Annotated in this window: 13 protein-coding genes and 1 tRNA gene; 2 read left to right on the top strand and 12 right to left on the bottom strand. The window is 47.7% G+C overall.

Features of this window, described 5'->3' with window-relative positions:
• Positions 1–173: 173 nt before the first annotated feature.
• The gene (locus OGH69_RS13080; RefSeq protein WP_265174928.1) at positions 174–692 is read right to left on the bottom strand and encodes a DUF7935 family protein; all 519 of its coding nucleotides are present in this window, start codon (positions 690–692) and stop codon (positions 174–176) included.
• A 416-nt stretch (positions 693–1,108) separates the two neighbouring features.
• Between OGH69_RS13080 and galA the strand changes: the two genes are divergently transcribed.
• Entirely contained in the window at positions 1,109–3,925 is a 2,817-nt protein-coding gene (galA, locus tag OGH69_RS13075) for a beta-galactosidase GalA (RefSeq protein ID WP_265174927.1), read from the top strand.
• Positions 3,926–4,110: 185 nt separating this feature from the next.
• Positions 4,111–7,287, top strand: a complete 3,177-nt coding sequence (locus OGH69_RS13070; RefSeq protein WP_265174926.1) for a T9SS type A sorting domain-containing protein — start codon at positions 4,111–4,113, stop codon at positions 7,285–7,287.
• Positions 7,288–7,338: 51 nt separating this feature from the next.
• Here OGH69_RS13070 and OGH69_RS13065 read toward each other — a convergent pair whose 3' ends face one another.
• The 11 genes from OGH69_RS13065 to OGH69_RS13015 form a co-directional block, all read right to left on the bottom strand.
• Entirely contained in the window at positions 7,339–8,325 is a 987-nt protein-coding gene (locus OGH69_RS13065) for an SDR family NAD(P)-dependent oxidoreductase (RefSeq protein ID WP_265174925.1), read from the bottom strand.
• Between the two features lie 211 nt (positions 8,326–8,536).
• Positions 8,537–8,621 (bottom strand) — tRNA-Ser (locus tag OGH69_RS13060).
• A gap of 146 nt (positions 8,622–8,767) precedes the next feature.
• Positions 8,768–9,916 (bottom strand): 3,4-dihydroxy-2-butanone-4-phosphate synthase, encoded by a 1,149-nt coding sequence (gene ribB / locus OGH69_RS13055; RefSeq protein WP_265174924.1) that lies wholly within the window; start codon positions 9,914–9,916, stop codon positions 8,768–8,770.
• Positions 9,909–11,381, bottom strand: coding sequence for an LptF/LptG family permease (locus OGH69_RS13050; protein WP_265174923.1), 1,473 nt, complete (start codon positions 11,379–11,381; stop codon positions 9,909–9,911). The genes ribB and OGH69_RS13050 overlap by 8 nt, the downstream gene beginning before the upstream one ends.
• A 6-nt stretch (positions 11,382–11,387) precedes the next feature.
• Complete coding sequence (locus tag OGH69_RS13045; RefSeq protein ID WP_265174922.1) at positions 11,388–12,038, bottom strand: outer membrane lipoprotein periplasmic chaperone LolA1; 651 nt, start codon at positions 12,036–12,038, stop codon at positions 11,388–11,390.
• Positions 12,039–12,040: 2 nt separating this feature from the next.
• A complete protein-coding gene (locus OGH69_RS13040; RefSeq protein ID WP_265174921.1) occupies positions 12,041–14,566 on the bottom strand; it encodes a DNA translocase FtsK in 2,526 nt (841 codons plus the stop codon).
• A 37-nt stretch (positions 14,567–14,603) separates the two neighbouring features.
• Positions 14,604–14,987, bottom strand: coding sequence for a diacylglycerol kinase (locus tag OGH69_RS13035; protein WP_265174970.1), 384 nt, complete (start codon positions 14,985–14,987; stop codon positions 14,604–14,606).
• Between the two features lie 47 nt (positions 14,988–15,034).
• Complete coding sequence (gene tpx / locus OGH69_RS13030; protein WP_265174920.1) at positions 15,035–15,532, bottom strand: thiol peroxidase; 498 nt, start codon at positions 15,530–15,532, stop codon at positions 15,035–15,037.
• A gap of 168 nt (positions 15,533–15,700) precedes the next feature.
• Complete coding sequence (locus tag OGH69_RS13025) at positions 15,701–16,447, bottom strand: heavy-metal-associated domain-containing protein (protein ID WP_265174919.1); 747 nt, start codon at positions 16,445–16,447, stop codon at positions 15,701–15,703.
• Positions 16,448–16,722: 275 nt separating this feature from the next.
• A complete protein-coding gene (locus OGH69_RS13020; RefSeq protein ID WP_265174918.1) occupies positions 16,723–17,283 on the bottom strand; it encodes a helix-turn-helix domain-containing protein in 561 nt (186 codons plus the stop codon).
• Positions 17,283–18,107 carry an alpha/beta hydrolase gene (locus tag OGH69_RS13015; protein WP_265174917.1) on the bottom strand — a complete coding sequence of 275 codons (825 nt, stop codon included), beginning with the start codon at positions 18,105–18,107 and terminating at the stop codon, positions 17,283–17,285. The genes OGH69_RS13020 and OGH69_RS13015 overlap by 1 nt, the downstream gene beginning before the upstream one ends.
• Positions 18,108–18,211 lie beyond the last annotated feature (104 nt).

The following is an 18,211-nucleotide window of genomic DNA, read 5'->3' as shown; positions in this document are numbered from 1 at the left end:
CTTGCGACTCAAACATAGTATAAAAAAGTGGGGCGCATTCAACGCGCCCCTGTATCCTGTGAGATGCAGGCATTGCATCTCTACCGTATCGTTAAAAAGAAGACCTGCGTAAATCCATTTTACTGGCATGAGTGCAGCTCAATCTGAAATCTACAATCTGAAATCTGAAATAATTAAGACCACATCTCCCCAACCTCGTTCTTCAAATAAGCCACTGCCACACTGCTGGGGCTTTGCTTGTCGAAAAGGTCGGTAAGGATCATTTCGCGCATTTTGTTGGCCGAGTCGGCACTCATGCCTGCCTTGCGTATCATTTGTATGGTGGCGTTCTTGGCGGTCATGATCACATCCCATGCCTCGCCCGAAATGTAGATTTGCTGGGTAAGGTTGTGCTCATATTCCTGCTCGATCTGGGCAATGAGGTATTCCTCATAGTCATTTTTGTCGGAAGAGTGCGGTGCCACGCGTATCAGCAGTTTGGCAGGGTTGATGCGCTCCAGGAACAGTACCAGCCTTTCATAAGCCTGCAGGCGGAGGGGCAGGGCATTCTTCTGCGCTTCCTTATGGATGAGGTAGCGGCGGCGGCCCTCCTCGTTTTTGGTATGCTGTGCAAAAAAGTAGTAAGCTACCAGCCCGGTAATGGCTGCAGGCAGCGTATAGGCAAGAAGCTCGATAATCTTGTTGAAGTCCATGTGTGTTTAATGTTGTTTTTGAATGAGCGAAAATAAGGAATTATTCCAATTGATAGCCAATTGGTATTCGATTTAACCATATAGGGATGTGCTCCGCAAAGTCAGGTTTTATTTTTGTTTTCTCGTATAACCGGCATGAGTGTTACGTCCCGTCACCCTCTCCTTTGAAGAGGACTATTCGACAGGAGTGTAGCTGCCCCCTCTCCTTTGGAGAGGGGGTTGGGGGTGAGGTTTACACGGAACAGTAGCGGGTTTTAAGTTTGTTTTCCGTGGTTTTCCCGGTAAGAGCGTTACGTCCCGTCACCCTCTCCTTTGAAGAGGGCCGGGGAGAGGACTATGTTCATACTTTGATAAAATACTATTACTACACGCCGCCCAAAAACGATATTTTTATCCCTCAATCGTTATAATACACTATGAATGCCATACTACACCGCCTGTTTTTAGCCTGCTTTTTAATGATTACCGGCCTTGCTTTTGCCCAAAACCCGCGGGAGCAAACCCGCATTGATTCCGGGTGGAGGTTCTCGTTCGGGCATCCGTCGGATACGGAAAAAGACTTCAACCATGGCACGGCCTACTTTTCCTATCTCGCTAAAACAGGCAACGGTGATGGCCCCGCGGCCCCGGTTTTCGATGACCGTGCCTGGCGCCTGCTCGACCTGCCGCACGACTGGGCGGTGGAGCAGCCATTTTCCGAAAAAGGCAGCCCAAGCCACGGGTTCAAGGCAGCAGGTAAAGGATTCCCCCAAAAAAGCATCGGGTGGTACCGCAAAAAAGTAACCATTCCGCAAGCTGACCTTGGCAGGATCATTTCGCTGCAATTCGATGGGGTGTACCGCAACTGCAAGGTGTGGTTCAACGGGCATTTCCTCGGCACATGGGAAAGCGGCTACCTGGGTTTCCAACACGATGTTTCGGCCTATGTGAACTATGGCGGCGAGAATACCATTGCCGTGCGGGTGGATGCTTCGATGGAGGAGGGATGGTATTACGAAGGGGCGGGCATATACAGGCACGTCCACTTACTTAAAACCAATCCGCTGCACGTGGCACAGAACGGTACTTACATAACATCGGACGTAAAGAATGGCTTTGCAGATGTTACCGCACAGGTTACGATAGAAAACAAAGGCAACTATACGGGAGCAATCGAAATTGTCCGGACAGCCTATGATGCCGACGGAAAAGAAGTGGCGTCGGCAACCGAAAAGGGGAGCGCCCCGGGTTTTTACCAAAAGGGTGTTTTCACGTCGGCACTGAAAATAAACGGCCCGAAGCTTTGGGACGTGGATACGCCCAACCTGTACCGCATGGTGACGCAGGTAAGGCAGGAGGGCAGGGTAGTGGACAGTTACGAAACTGCCTTTGGCATCCGCAGCATACGGTTTGATGCCGAAGAGGGCTTTTTCCTCAACGGGAAGCCGCTGAAGCTTAAAGGTACCAATAACCACCAGGACCATGCCGGAGTGGGAACGGCACTGCCCGACGGGTTGCAGTACTTCCGCATCCAAAAGCTGAAGGAAATGGGGAGCAATGCCTACCGCTGCTCGCACCACCCACCCACACCCGAACTGCTCGAGGCGTGCGACAGGCTCGGCATGCTGGTTATCGACGAGACAAGGCTGATGGGCATCAACGATTACCACCTCGGGGCCGTGCGGCAGATGATAGAGCGCGACCGCAACCACCCGAGCGTGTTCTGCTGGTCTGTGGGCAATGAGGAATGGAAGATCGAGGGCAACATCACGGGAGAGCGCATTACGCATATCATGCAGGACTTCGCCAGAAGTATCGACCCTACGCGGCCGGTAACCGTGGGCATCAGCAGCGGGTTCCGGAGCGGGATATCATCCATGGTCGGGGTCATGGGCTACAACTACATGGGCAACGGCGATATTGATGCGCACAGGAGGCAATTCCCCAATCAGCCGGGCATGGGCACCGAGGAGGGGTCGACCTTCGCCACGCGGGGCATCTACTTTGACGATGAGGCCAAACACTACAAAAGCGCCTACGACCGCAAGCCTCGCCCAACCTTTTACAGCATAGAGGAGGGATGGAAATTCTACGCCGAAAGGTCCTACCTGGCGGGGATGTTCATCTGGACAGGGTTTGATTACAGGGGGGAGCCTACCCCGTATGGCTGGCCTTCGGTCAATTCCTATTTTGGGATGATGGACATGTGCGGCTTCCCGAAGGATAATGTGTATTACCTGAAATCATGGTGGGGGAACGAGCCCGTCCTGCATATCATTCCGCACTGGAACTGGCAGGGGATGGAAAGTAAGGAGATCGATGTGTGGGTGCATTCCAATTGTGATGAGGTGGAATTGTTCCTGAACAAGAAAAGCTTGGGAAAAAAGAGGATGGAAAAATTAGGCCACCTCGAATGGAAAATAGCCTACCAACCCGGCACTTTGGAGGCCATTGGTTACAAGGGTGGAAAAATACTCCTGAAGGATACCCAAAAGTCCACCGGCGCACCCTCTAAAATCATCCTGGCTGAGAGCAAAATTCCTCATGTAAAGGACCTAAAAGTCCTCACAGTGTCAGTGACCGATAAAAACGGCCTGCACGTACCAAATGCGAATAACGAAATTTCGTTTTCGGTAAAAGGAGGGAAGATCATCGGGGTAGGGAATGGCGACCCGACATCACCCGAAAAGGACAAATTTATTGAAGACATCGCCCTTGTAAAAATCACAGGCCTGCAGGAACAGGCTTTGGCTGCAGCGGGTTTGCCGCAGGAACTGCCATCATATCAGGAAAGCAGATGGATACCCGCTTTTGAGGGCAGGGACTATAAGAATCCGGCTCCGGCCTATGTTTACAGGGGAAGCTTTAAGCTTGATAGCGTTGAAAAAAACGCAGTAATAACCTTCTTTTACCAAAAGATTGGGCCGGAAGCGGTAGTTTTTGTCAACGGGAAAAAAATGGCGGCCTCACCGGATGATGCCCAAAAATATATCCTTGCTGCTGATGTATTGAAGAATGGCGATAATACGCTCCACATCATCGCTGCCCCATTGCGAAAAATTAACGATTGGGATGCCGCCAATACCGATCCCGGCGTGGTTCAGGTTTGTACGCCGGCCGAAACATGGAAAAGAAAGCTTTTTAACGGCTATGCGCAGGTAATCGTACAGCCCGACGGTAGTGGAAATGATGTAGTATTGACTGCCAGGGGTTCAAATCTGGATACGGCAACAGCTATAATATCCAAAAAATAAATATTGAAATTCATGAAAATTCATGCCCCGATATTTACTGGCGAAAACGGTGTAGTTGTAGTGTTGTTGTATAGGTAAAACCGTTGTTTTGTAGCGTGTTTTTTTGGTGATGTATGGTTTGTATATACCTCTTGTTAAGGAAATGTGAAATTATTAGAGGTATATTAGCAAAAAAATCAAATTATATGAAACAAAATTATCAAAAATGCATGAAGTTCCTTTCGTTACTGATTTGCATAGTAATTGCAAATTATTCCGGCTTCGGCAATGTCGCTGCACCATTCAATACGCCTTGTGCGGGAACAGGTACTGCGGCATCAGAAGGAACTTTTTCAACAGGCTACAGTTATGAGTTCTCTACAACCGGGACAACTGTAAATGTAACCGCCACGATGCTTGATACTGACAAAGTAGGCGTTGTAGCTTATGTGCGGACGCAAATGCCATTCACTGAAGCGCCTATGGCCAATGCCGGCGGGCTTAGTTTTACAGGCACTATCGCCGGACAGACTCCGGGAGCAACAATAGGCATAGCGGTCAAGTTTGCCTATGCAGGAGGCCTGGTCGTAACACAATATATTAATTATGTTGTGGGTGAAAACTGTACGGGCGGTGGGGGAGATACCCAGGCTCCGACAGGTTTTACGGCTACTGTGGGCACGGTAACGGCAACCTCGGTGCAATTGCTGTTAAACGGATCTGATGATTCGGGCAACATTACTTACACCATAACTTACGGAAGCAATACTACCACGGCAACAGGCACTTCGGGCACACAGCTACCGGTTGTGATAAATAACCTTATGGTCGGGACTGCATATACTTTCAGCGTCACTGCTGCTGATGCTTCAGGCAACGCTGCGGCAAATAACCCTATAGCTTTGACTGCAACAACCCAGTCAGGCCCAGCCAACACAGCCTGCGCCGGCACGGCTACTGCCGCGTCGGAGGGAGCTTTCTCTACCGGTTACAGTTATGTCTTTTCCACAACGGGAAATACGGTGAACGTATCCATGACGATGCTGGATACCGATAAGGTTGGTGTAATTGCCTATTTGCGCACGCAGACACCTTTTTCGGAAACCCCTATGGCTAATGCCGGAGGGCTGACCTTTACAGGAACTATTCCCGGACAGACTCCCGGTACTACCATTGGCATAGCAGTGAAATTTGCTTATGCAGGAGGCTTGGTTGTAACACAGTATGTTAACTATGTTGTGGGTGAAAACTGTACAGGCGGCGGTGGCGACACGCAGGCGCCAACCGGTTTTACAGCTACAGCAGGAACGGTTACCGCAAACTCGGTACAGCTTCTTCTTAACGGCACAGACGATTCCGGAGCTGTTATCTATACGATCACTTACGGTGCAACCACCACTACGGTTAACGGGACTTCCGGAAGCCAGCAGGTTGCGCTGATTGAAGGGCTTACGGCAGGCACGGCCTATACATTTACTGTAACTGCTGCTGACGGCGCCGGAAATGCTGCGGCAAACAACCCGCAGACTGTTCAGGCTACCACATTGCAAAACTCAAGCAGTGTGCCATGTACAGGTACAGGTACTGCCGCATTGGATGGTACATTTACCACAGGATACAGCTATTCTTTCCAAACAGTAAATGGCAATGTGCAGGTTAGCATGACCATGCTTGATACCGATAAAGTGGGAGTTGTAGCCTACTTATGGCTGCAGGCCCCTTTTACAGAAACACCGATGGCCAATGCGGGCGGGCTTACCTTCACCGGCACGATACCGGGGCAGGCCAATGGCGCAACCATAGGCATTGCTGTTAAGTTTGCTTACGCAGGAGGCCAGGTTGTTACGCAATACATCAACTATGTGGTTGGGCAGGATTGCGAGGCTGAAGAAGATACAGAGGCGCCGACAGGTTTTACGGCAACCGCAGGTACAATCACAGCCAACTCGATAGCATTAGTGCTTAACGGTACAGATAATTCAGGTTCGGTAACGTATACCATAACCTATGGGACGGAAACAATGACGGTTACAGTTGCTTCGGGTGAAACAGAGACCGTAGTGATTGACGAACTTGATGCGGATACCGACTACACCTTTACAGTGACGGCTGCCGATGCCGCAGGCAATACAGCTGCCAACCCGATTGTTATCCTTGCCACAACCGCTGAAGAAAGCGGGGGCGGTGAAACAACACCGTGTTCAGGAACTGCAAATGCCGCACAGGACGGCACTTTCTCTACAGGCTATAGCTATGAGTTTGAAACAGTGGGTAATAACGTAAATGTTACAATAACCCTGCTGGATACCGATAAGGTAGGTGTGGTTGCCTACTTATGGCTTCAGGCACCATTTGCCGAGACTCCTATGGCGAATGTGGAAGGCCTTACTTTTACAGGAACTATCCCCGCACAGACTTTAGGAAATACAATTGGCATTGCAGTCAAATTCGCTTATGCCGGCGGACAGGTAGTAACTCAGTACATTAACTATGAAGTAGGAGAGAACTGCGGTACCGGCGAGGAAGATATCGAAGCCCCAACAGGCTTTGAAATCAGCACAGGAACGGTTACCGCAACTTCAATTGAGTTGGAGCTAACGGCATCCGACAATTCAGGCGATGTGATTTATACGATTACTTACGAGGGTGGAACATCGATAACTGTTACAGGTGAATCCGGTGTGACGGAATCGGTAATAATCAATAACCTTTTGCCTGAATCGGTATATGTATTCACTATCACTGTTATGGATGCAGCAGGCAACATGGCTACCAATGTAATCGAATTACAGGCTGCTACAATTGAAGATACGAATACCGAATGCGAGGGCATGAGCACGACTGCAGAGAACGGAAGCTTCTCTACAGGTTACACATATCATTTTGAAACAGTGGGCAACGATGTTGTTGTGACAGTCGAACTGCTTGATACCGATAAGGTAGGTGTTGTAGGATATGTTTGGCTGCAGGATCCGTTTACGGAGATTGCAATGACACAGGGTGAAGGCCTTTCATTCTCAGCAACGGTTCCGGGGCTTACAACGGGCCAGGATGTGAATATTGCTGTTAAGTTCGCTTATGCAGGAGGCCAGGCGGTAACGCAATACTTTACTTATACCGTTGGTGAAGAATGCAGCCTGGGAATCGACAGGCCTGAGTTGGGCGCATCAGTAAGGATGTTCCCTAACCCGGCTACGGATATCGTTCATTTTGTTTCTGAAACAGCAGATATTACCAAAGTTGAGATTTACTCGGTTTTGGGAAGCAAAGTAATGGAAGCTGACGCTGATTCGGTTACTATCAGTGCATTGCCAAAAGGAATGTACATTGCCAGGATATATGCAGGAAGCAAATCGACTTCTAAGAAACTAATTGTTGAATAAAGTTTTGAGTTTTTTAAGGAAGGCTGTCATTAAGTTGGCAGCCTTTTTTACTTAGATTTTTTTAGCCAGCAACATAACGGCAAGCCCTGCACCGGCACCGGCCAGCAATGCCAACCCTAATGTTTTTGCCGATGAGGGCACAGGCGGCTTACCATATACCCTGAGTGGCTCTGCCGATGGTGTCAGGATGTTTCCGGCATCGTCTTCCTTCGATTTGTTCATTTTCATTTTTAGCCGTACTGCAGCCGATGCAGCATTTATTACAGGTTTTGGGAACAGCCTGTAAAGGTTTGTGATCGCTGCCGCCCTGAGATCAGGGAACATATCTTTTTTGGGATGCCTGGCCAGCTTGACCATTTTTGCTGCAGTTGCCCGCGGATTGGAGGCAATGGGAGGTATTTGCATAGCAAAGCCCGAATACTTTGCTGAATGCAGGTTGCCTGTAGAATTCTGCAATTGCGGATAGAGGTTGCACACATGTATGTCGCTCCTGTTGGATATTTCACCCTGAAGGCACTCCATCATCCCCCTGATGCCATATTTGGTCGCCGAATAGACAGCGCTGTACGGGGCAGGCATAAACCCGCCGATTGAGACATTGTTTATCAGTATGCCTTCATCTTGTTGCTTAAACACCCTGATGGCATTGTAGGCACCGTGCATGTACCCGAACAGGTTTGTCTTAATTACCTGCTCGTGGATCTCCATGGGGATTTCCTCAAATTTCCCGCTGGCCATTACACCGGCATTGTTTATCCACACATCCACCCTGCCGTTTATTTTTAAAGCTTCTGCCATTACTTTTTCCACGTCCTCTGCAACCGACATATCTGCCGAAATCCCTATGGCTGCCGAATTCATATCCCTGCAAATCGCTACAGTTTCATCAATCCCTTTTTGGCCACGCGCCACTATAACGACATTAGAGCCTTCCTTTGCAAATGCTTCAGCTGCTGCACGGCCCACACCGCTGGTTGCGCCGGTAATTACGACTGTCTTGCCGTAAAGGCTTCCTTTATGTTTTGCTGTATTTTCCATAGTATTGAATTTAAGCCGGGAGTCCGGATATTTTATACTTCAAATTACTAAGAATAAATTGGCCTTCCGGCCTGTTTAAGAAAACTTTAGTTTGTGTCTAAGCCTATGCGAAAGGAGCGGTTCGCCTATACAGGAAGTGTTACTGCTTAGTAACAGGTATAAACAAAAAAAAACCTTTAAATATCTCTATTTAAAGGTTTTCGGTTTTCAGCGGAGGAAGAGGGATTCGAACCCCCGGACCTGTTACAGTCAACAGTTTTCAAGACTGCCGCAATCGACCACTCTGCCATTCCTCCAGTATGTTACAATGATTTCCCTCATTGCGGTTGCAAATATAGCAACCTTTTTCGGTTTTCCAAAAACAAATTTAACTTAATTGCTAAATTATTTCGTAACCTTTTCTAAACATTTCATAACCTTTATTTTAGGGTCAAAAATATTTTTAAAATTCTACGTATTCCGTTATTTCAAGGCCGTAACCAATCATTCCGACACGCTTTGTCTGGCCCGAATTGGTCAGCAGGCGTATCTTGCAAATGTCAATGTCGTGCAAAATCTGCGCACCGATTCCGAAATCCCTTTCGTCCATCTTTATCTGTGGTGCTTTGCAAAGCCCTTTTTCAGCCTGTTGCTCTTTCAGCTCCTTGATGCGGGTAAGCAGCTCGGCAGGGGAAACCTCCTGGTTGATGAACAGTATAGCCCCTTTGCCTTCCTCGTTGATGCGTTTAAACATATTGTCCAGTTTCCTGTCGGCATCATTGGTAAGCGTACCTAAAATATCATTATTTACCTGTGTCGAGTTGATCCTTGTCAGTACCGGGTCGCCAATGTTCCAGCTGCCTTTGGTCAGGGCAATGTGCACCTGCTTGTTGGTCGTCTGCACATAGGCCCTCAGCCTGAAGGTGCCAAAGCGCGTTTCCATCTCAAAGTCTTCCTTCTTCTGGATAAGGCTGTCATGCTGCATGCGGTAGGCCACAAGATCTTCAATCGAAACCAGCTTAAGGTCGAATTTCTTCGCCACCTCATACAGTTCCGGAAGCCTTGCCATGCTGCCATCCTCGTTCATTATCTCGCAAATCACACCGGCAGGCTTAAAACCGGCCAGCCTTGCAAAGTCGATGGCTGCCTCGGTATGGCCTGTACGCCTTAAAACACCGCCTTCTTTGGCTATTAATGGAAAAATATGCCCGGGCCTTGCCAAATCTTCCGGCTTTAGGTTGGGATCCATCATTGCCTCTACAGTCTTGGCCCTGTCGTGGGCTGATATGCCTGTAGTAACGCCATGGCCCAGTAAGTCGACCGATACGGTAAATGCTGTCTGCATAGAGTCCGTATTACGGACCACCATCACATTAAGTTCAAGCTCTTTGCAGCGCTTTTCGGTAAGGGGAGTACAAATGAGCCCCCTGCCGTGGGTAGCCATGAAATTGATCATTTCGGGAGTTACCTTATCTGCGGCAGCAAGGAAATCACCCTCGTTTTCGCGGTCTTCATCGTCCACCACTATGATGATCTTGCCCTGGCGGATGTCTTCTATGGCTTCTTCTATTGTGTTGAGTTGTATGCGGTCTTCAACAGGTATATTAAGCATCTTTAGTTTTGATTTTGAACACTTTATTAAATATCTTCTGCGCAGGCTTAACAAGCGGATCCCAGTTGATGGTTACGTTCATGTCATTGGTCGCCCTGTAGGTAAGGAATACCGCCAAAGGTGTCAGTACGAAGGATGACATCCATGATCCGAGGAAGGGCGGGATGCCGTTTTCCTGGGCCAGCTTTTTGCCAAAAGTATTTATAAAGTGGAATGTTATGAATATGAGTACTGCAAATACGATAGGTAGACCCAGGCCGCCTTTGCGTATGATGGCTCCGAGTGGTGCGCCAATAAAGAACATCAGGAGGCAGGCATAGGCGATTACAAACTTGTCGTAATAAGCTATCCAGTGGCTATTGATGGCCTTTATCCTCTCAAACAGGGCTGCCTTACCCGAACTAATGCTGCTTTCGGTACTCCTTACGCTGTTTTCGGCAATGTCCAGTATCCTGCCTTTATCTTCTTTTGTTTTGATAAGCTCAATGAGCTTTGCAGGAACGCTGTCTTTCTTTACGGCTGCAATGGTGTCATTTTTAGTAAGAATCGAAGGTCTTGAGTAGGCCAGTATGTTGTTTGGCCTTTGCGCCATATTGCGGGCGTGGCTCTTTGCTTCTTTGGTATAATTGCCTTCGAGTGAATCCAGCGTATAGGTAAGCTCGCTCAGGTTGAGCATGTTGTTGGTCTGTGCTATCTGTTCTTCATCGGTGCTGGCATTGTTCAGCATGCTCAGGTCGATGTTCATGATCTGACGGGTAAAGCTGCTCTTGGCGAACGGCATCTTCTTGCGGTCCCCCGGATTTTTTGAGTTGACATCCTCATAATAATACCCGTCAAACAACTCCAGTTGCAGTACATTGGATGTCTCACTGCTCTTCAGCAGGCCGGTTTTGGAGCGGATGATGGTTGCATTCATATTACCGGGAATCCTTTTGTGGATGGTAACACCCTTCAGCTTCTCGCCATTTTCGCCTGATTTTTTATCTACCTTGATGTTATAGCTCCCAATTGAGTTGAACTGCCCTTCCACAATGGCCATCGCAGGCTTGCGCTTTACGATGTTTGCCCTCAGGTTGATGAACTTGTATTCGGCTTTTGGGATGATGTCATTGGCAAAGAAGAAGGCTACTATGCTGAGGCCGAAAATGAATATCATAAGGCTGCGCATGGCCCTGCTAAGGGAAATGCCTGATGATTTCATGGCAGCAAACTCATAATTCTCTGCAAAGTTGCCAAAGGTCATGATCGAGGCCAGCAATATGGAAAGCGGCAATACCAGCGGCACTACCTTAGGCGCATAAAAAATGAGGAATTTGGCAATGATGCCCGCGTCGAGGTCCTTACCCGCAAGCTCGGCAATGAACAGCCATATCGCCTGTAAAATAAAGATAAAGAACAGGATGATAAATACCGACGCAAAGGTCTTTATGAATGAGGTAAGGATGTAACGGTCTAATATCTTCACCGGAAATTAGTCTAATCTATTAATATAGTAATTAGGATATTTACTTTCGGTAAAGGTAAAGTGATTTTTTGACAAAGGCTGGTTTGTTTTGAAAGAATTTATCGTAATGATGGTTTTCGTGCCATCCTTGTCGGTCCGTATGTAATTATAAATGTGCTTGGTCTGGGTATCAATGCCTATAAGTACCTCTTTTGTGGCATCTTTCGGGTCAAGCGGGTTCAGTTTTACATACTGTATCTTCCTGCCTTTTACATTTTGCAGGATGTCCCAGGAATACTTGTAGCCAGAATTGAAAAAAGTAAGCATTTTCGATGGCGTAAGCTCATCCGACTTTTCGTCATCATATTTGGAAATGGTGATTTCCTCATCTTCCGGTACTATGTTATATACCTTTTTGCCGTCAAAAATACGTGTCATTCCCATAAAGTTAAGCACATACTGGTTGCCTTTCTGTACTACTGTCCCCTTGCTTTCCTGGTTGAGGTTTTTCTTTGGGTTGCTTACCGAGAATTTAAAGTCGATGGAAATATTCTGGTAGCTTTTTACTTTGGCGCTCACCTGGTCGAGCAGCGCCTTGGCCTTAGCGGCATCCTGTGCCTGTACCGGCAAGGAGGCAATGAGTAAAAAAAGCGCTATGACCCTGATAATCCTTTGCATGTCTAAAAATTGTTTTCTTCGTTTTTGAAAAATTGCTCAAGGGACACAAGGTCGGGGATAAGAACGCTGCGGGCTTTACTGCCTTCAAACGGGCCTACAATCCCGGCGGCCTCCATCTGGTCGATGAGCCTTCCGGCGCGGTTGTAGCCCAACTTTAATTTGCGCTGCAGCAATGACGCCGATCCCTGCTGGGCCGTAACGATCACTTCGGCAGCTTCCCTGAACATTGAGTCTCTTTCGGATATGTCTATATCAAGATTGATGCCACTTTCTTCTCCGTAGTATTCCGGAAGCAGGTAAGCTTCGGGATAGGCTTTCTGCGAACCGATGAATTCGGTTATCTTTTCGACTTCAGGCGTATCTACAAAGGCACACTGTACCCTCACCAGGTCGTTGCCCTGTGTATATAGCAAATCACCGCGGCCTATAAGCTGGTCGGCGCCCTGGCTGTCGAGAATGGTGCGCGAGTCGATTTTCGAGGTTACCCTGAACGCTATCCTTGCCGGGAAGTTCGCCTTGATGATACCCGTAATTACGTTTACCGATGGCCTTTGTGTCGCAATGATCAGGTGGATGCCAATGGCCCTGGCCAGCTGTGCCAAACGCGCAATCGGCGTTTCTACTTCCTTGCCGGCAGTCATGATCAGGTCGGCAAATTCATCTACCACCAGGACAATGTAGGGCAGGAAGCGGTGGCCGTTCTCGGGGTTGAGCTTTCTCAGGCGGAATTTCTCGTTATATTCCTTAATGTTCCTTACCGATGCATCCTTCAGCAGGTTGTAGCGGTTGTCCATCTCCACGCAAAGGGAGTTGAGTGTATTGATAACCTTGGTATTGTCTGTAATGATGGCATCACCGCCATCAGGAAGTTTGGCGAGGTAATGCCTTTCGATTTTATTGAACAGTGTGAGTTCCACCTTTTTAGGGTCAACCAGTACAAACTTTACTTCAGCAGGGTGCTTCTTGTAAAGGAGGGAGGTAAGCACGGCGTTAAGGCCAACCGATTTACCTTGTCCTGTAGCTCCCGCCATCAGCAGGTGGGGCATCTTGGCAAGGTCTACCACAAAGGTTTCGTTAGATATGGTCTTACCCAATGCGATAGGGAGTTCCATTTCGGCCGACTGGAATTTCGGGGAACCTATAACCGACTTCATCGAAACGGTGGTCGGGTTTTGGTTCGGCACCTCGATACCTATAGTTCCCTTGCCCGGTATTGGCGCAATGATACGGATGCCCAGTGCTGCAAGCGAAAGGGCAATGTCGTCCTCGAGGCTTTTTATTTTCGAAATGCGTATGCCGGCTTCGGGTACGATTTCATACAGGGTAACGCTTGGGCCTACAGTCGCCTTTATTTGGGCGATGTCTATCTTGTAGTTGCGCAGCGTTTCAACAATCTTGTTCTTATTTTGTTCCAGCTCTTCCTGGTTGATGGTAATGCCGCCCGAAGAATAATCTTTTAACAGCTCTATCGATGGGAACTGGTAATTGGAAAGGTCGAGTGTAGGGTCGAACTCGCCAAAATCCTTAACCAGGCGTGCAGCAAGGTTTTCTTCCACGACATCTTCCTCAGCAAATTTTTCGATTACAAAGCTCTCATCATCGGTTTCAATAACCTCGTGGAAGGAGGCTGCAGGCTCTGCCGCCTTAGGCTTTACTGCCGGGTCAAGGTTCAGTTCTGATGAATGCTCTATGGTAGGTTTAAGTGCCTCGCGGTTAATTTCAAATTGTGATGGCGGCGGGGCGGTAGGGGTTACCGGAGGGACGGTGCGCAAAACCATTTCCGGTTCTTCGTCATCTTCTTCATCATCACGCAAAATATTTTTATCCTCCTGTGCCGATGCATCGGTTACGGAGTAGGGCGCTGTCACCGTAATGTTTGAAGTATCCTGTAAAGGTGCTGTTTCCGGTACGCTGTCAAGGTCTTCCTCAATTTCCTTGCGCCTGTTCTCAAAAAAGGTCTTGATGGCATCCGGAGACATCCTGACGCGGAATATCAGGAACAGGAACAGCCCGAAGATGAGCACCAGCAAAGTACCGGTGCTGCCCAGGTAATCCTGAAGGAACAGGTTCATTTCATAACCTATGATACCGCCCAGCTGCGGAATGGCATAATTGAAGAACCCGCACAATACCGAAACGATGATGACAAGGTACAAATCCCAGAACAATGTTTTTTTAAGCTTCCTTACCGGAAGGTCGAGCACCAGGTAGGAACCCGCCAAAAAGAAAAAGCGTATCAGGATGAAGCTCGCAACCCCGAATCCCTGATAAAGGAACAGGTCGGCCAGCCACGCGCCAAATTTGCCCAGCCAGTTGTGTACGGCCTGCTGCCTGTCGCCAAAGGCGGTTAGCACGCTCTGGTCATAATCCCAGTAAAGGAAATAGGAAATGAATGAGAGCAGCAGGGCTATTGAAAAGAGGAAGAGCAAAGCGCCAAGCAATACTTTGTGCTGGCGGGAAAAGCCCCATTTCTTTTTTTCGGTTGCCGGTTTTTCTGCTGTCCTGGTTTCTTTTTTGCTTTTTGCCATTTATGTATTTTTCCTGACTGTAAAAATATCAATAAATTTAAAAAAGCAAAGCTACTTTAGGGTAATAAATTATAATGCCTACTGCCATTGCTGCCAGCGCCGCAAAACATACGGCGCCCGAAGCAATGTCTTTTATGAACCCGATCCTTTCGTGGTAATCGGGGTGGATGAAATCGCATATTTTTTCTACAGCGGTATTGGCGCCCTCAATGGCCAGCACCAGCCCTATGGCAAATATCTGCAGCATCCATTCTGTTGCAGATATTTCAAAGTAAAAGCCGGCAATGGTTATGGCCACACCTATAAAAAACTGCACCATGATGCTATGCTCGCTCGTTACGAGCCTGTAGGCGCCTTTTACCGAATAACCAACACTTTTAAGCCTTCCTTTTACGAACCTGTTGTCTTTCATGTAGTCAATCACGAATGGGATATCTGTCCCGGGGTTATTTTGTCCGATTAATTCAATTACAGGCTTTTCAACGCAGCCTTATAGTTTGGCTCATCCCTGATTTCGGGAACCTGCTCGGTATACACTACCGTTCCTTCTTCATCAATAACAACTATTGCGCGCGAGTGGAATCCTTCAAGCGGGCCGGTAGTAATGGTCAGTCCGTAATCCTTACCGAAAGCGCCTGTATTGAAGTCAGAAAGCGTAACTACATTCTCAAGCCCTTCCGCACCGCAAAAACGGTTCATCGCAAATGGAGTGTCGCGTGCTATGCAAAGCACCTTAGTGTTTTCAAGGTTCGCTGCCTGCTCATTGAACTTGCGAACCGATGTGGCACATGTTCCTGTATCAATGCTCGGGAAGATGTTCAGTACCAGCTTGCTTCCTTTAAAATCTGCCAAAGATGCTTTGGAAAGGTCGCCTTTTACAAGGTTGAATTCAGGAGCCTTTGTTCCGGTTGCCGGCAGTTCGCCAATAGTTTCTATGGGATTGCCCCCAAGTGTGATGGTAGCCATTGTGTTTATTTTTTTAATGAACACAAAAGTAGGAATTAATTGGAGTACAAGATTTTTTTTTGCCACGAATTACACGAATTACACAAATTTTCAGGAAGAATGAATTTAACTTCTGAATATGTTTTTCAGAAGAATTAGAGAAATTTGTGTAATTCGTGGCTAAAAAACTTACAAATACATCAGCAGCATACCTATGCTCATCGCAATCATCAGTCCATCCTCAATAATGGTCACGGTACTCATGGGCAGGTTGAATACCGCACCCAGGCAGGCGCACTGTATTTTCTTCTTGTTGAGTACGCTCTGCAGCACCCCGATGAGGCTTGCCGACATTACCACTACCGTAAACGCATTGGTGAATACCGGCTCGAAGTTGAGGGCGAAGGCAAGACCCAACGCGAGTTCGATGAAGGCATAGATGTATCCCCAGGCAGGGAATTTCATGGCTACTACGTCATACATCGCGTAGCTTTCGGTAAAAGCTTTCAGGTTGAGCATCTTGAAGAAAGAGAACGCCAGGAAGAATCCCGCCATGAATACCCGCATGAACAGCATGATGCTGAATCCCTCTCCTGAAAATCCGGCTATAAGCGAAACGATGCTTATGTACCCAAACAAAAGCAGTATGGGCTTGTAGGTTTCGGCCCAGCTTTTTTCCTCTTCGGGCGGGTTGCCAAACAAGTCCACCGCAGCCTTGTGCCCGTGCTCGTGGCCGGTCAGTTGGTATTTGGGATATTCTTTCAGGGCCTCCTGAAGTTCGGGGGTAGGGATGTGGCTGTCCATCGTCACATCGGCGGTGCCATTTTCCAGGTCGATGGCCACATCGGTTACGCCGGGTACTTTTTTGAGCAGGAAGCCCACTTTGGCAGAACAGCCGTCACAGGTCATTCCGGAAAGTGTATAAGTATGTCGCATTTTTTACCGTATTTAAAATTGATATAGCAAAGTTCGGATTTTATGCGTCAGGGAGCTTATGCAATTTTTGGAAATAGCTATGAAATTTACTGACACTTTAAACCTGATAAAATATTCAACCACATAGGCACATAGGTTTAAAAAGGGGGAAAAAGTTATAGTTTGGTATCACAGAGTTTGAAGCTTAGCTTCATCTATGTGAGAATATGTTACCTAAACAGTTTATAAACTATGGATTCTATGTATCTATGTGGTTAAAATAGATAAAGTGTCTACTACAGCTCATCAATCTTCCTGCGCTTGCTTTCCTTTATGGATTTATAGAAAGTAGGAGTGAGGCCGGTAACTTTTTTGAATTGGCCCGACAGGTATGCGGCGCTGCTGTAACCCAGCACATCTGCAATTTCGGCTAATGAGAGCTCGTCATATACCAGGAGCTCCTTTACTTTCTCAATGCGCTGGGCAATGTAGTATTTCTCTATGGTAGTGCCCTCCACTTCAGAGAACAGGTTGCTCAGGTACGTGTACTCGTAGTGCAGCTTATCGGCCAGCCAGACGGAAAGGTTGGTGCTGAGTATTTCACCTGAATGGTGTATGAGGTATACTATTTCTGTCTTTATCTGCTCAATAATGCGGCTTTTGCGGTCGCCGATAAGTTCAAAACCCAATGCCTGCAGCGATTGTTCGGTATGGCGCAACTCTTCCGGTGTAAGCTCGTTTTTGATCTCCGCTTCGCCCAGCTCTACCGATAGTACTGTGATTCCGGCTTTTTCCAGTTCGCTGCGCACGGCCGTTATGCACCGCGGGCATACCATATTTTTAATGTACAGATGCATTAGTTATATAAATTTATCCAGTCTACAATGTTGTCATAGGCTTCCTTTTCGGTGTCGGCGTCGTTCAGGCCGGCATCGTGGTCTTTGCCTTTCATGGTGAGTAATCTCGATTCGACATTTCTTTCCTGAAGGGACATGTATAGTGAAGAAGACTGTTCATACGGAACCAAATGGTCATTGTCACCATGAATGAGCAGTGTTGGTATCCTCATGATCCGGTAGTACGGACTAACCAGTGTAAATTTTTCGTCCTGCCTGCCGTCCGGTTTGAATTTCGCATCCGCCAAAAGCTCAACGACGTGATCCAGTTTTACATTTTTAAGGTGTTGGATAATATCCCCATCGTCCAGTTTTGTTGGCGGGCATATGGCAGTAATGGAATTCACTTTTCTTTTCGTAGTATAGCCATACAGTAGCGACAAATGTGCCCCCGCGCTTATCCCGGCCATGTTTACCTGATCCGTATTATAGCCGTGCTTCCTGCCTTCCTTTTGCACATACGCTACAGCATTGTCCACATCTTCCAGTAAATCGTTGCAGTGTACTGTTTCGCTCACATAGCGGTAGTCAATATTAGCTACAACAAACCCACGGTCGCGCAGGTCTTTCGCGCGCTTGTCGGTATACTCCTTGCCGCCCATCATCCAGGCACCGCCGTGTATCATGATGACAACGGGTGTACTTCCGGAATAATGCTTTGGCAGGAACAGGTCGACCGTTTGCTGTGGGTGCTTGCCGTATGCCAGGTTAATCAGGTCCTTTTGGGCCAGGCAGCTCGCCGTAAAAGCAATCAACGCTATGATGGAACAGAATATGTTTTTCATTTGTGTGTAATTATGAAGCTACTAAAGTAATGCAATTGACCGATGATACAAAACAAAAACGCTCCCGGTGTGGGGAGCGTTTGCGACTGGTTGGTTTGCAATGC

Source organism: Flavobacterium sp. MFBS3-15 (assembly GCF_026107645.2).
Taxonomy (GTDB): domain Bacteria; phylum Bacteroidota; class Bacteroidia; order Flavobacteriales; family Flavobacteriaceae; genus Flavobacterium.
The sequence above is the reverse complement of the archived record's forward strand: the minus strand, read 5'-3'. Positions and strand labels throughout refer to the sequence as shown.

What these genes read in the sequence shown, in the direction of transcription:
- OGH69_RS13040 (WP_265174921.1), bottom strand. Translation starts at nt 14,566, where the DNA reads ATGGCAAAAAGCAAAAAAGAAACCAGGACAGCAGAAAAACCGGCAACC.
- OGH69_RS13080 (WP_265174928.1), bottom strand. Translation starts at nt 692, where the DNA reads ATGGACTTCAACAAGATTATCGAGCTTCTTGCCTATACGCTGCCTGCA.
- OGH69_RS13025 (WP_265174919.1), bottom strand. Translation starts at nt 16,447, where the DNA reads ATGCGACATACTTATACACTTTCCGGAATGACCTGTGACGGCTGTTCT.
- OGH69_RS13070 (WP_265174926.1), top strand. Translation starts at nt 4,111, where the DNA reads ATGAAACAAAATTATCAAAAATGCATGAAGTTCCTTTCGTTACTGATT.
- ribB (WP_265174924.1), bottom strand. Translation starts at nt 9,916, where the DNA reads ATGCTTAATATACCTGTTGAAGACCGCATACAACTCAACACAATAGAA.
- galA (WP_265174927.1), top strand. Translation starts at nt 1,109, where the DNA reads ATGAATGCCATACTACACCGCCTGTTTTTAGCCTGCTTTTTAATGATT.
- tpx (WP_265174920.1), bottom strand. Translation starts at nt 15,532, where the DNA reads ATGGCTACCATCACACTTGGGGGCAATCCCATAGAAACTATTGGCGAA.
- OGH69_RS13045 (WP_265174922.1), bottom strand. Translation starts at nt 12,038, where the DNA reads ATGCAAAGGATTATCAGGGTCATAGCGCTTTTTTTACTCATTGCCTCC.
- OGH69_RS13015 (WP_265174917.1), bottom strand. Translation starts at nt 18,107, where the DNA reads ATGAAAAACATATTCTGTTCCATCATAGCGTTGATTGCTTTTACGGCG.
- OGH69_RS13020 (WP_265174918.1), bottom strand. Translation starts at nt 17,283, where the DNA reads ATGCATCTGTACATTAAAAATATGGTATGCCCGCGGTGCATAACGGCC.
- OGH69_RS13065 (WP_265174925.1), bottom strand. Translation starts at nt 8,325, where the DNA reads ATGGAAAATACAGCAAAACATAAAGGAAGCCTTTACGGCAAGACAGTC.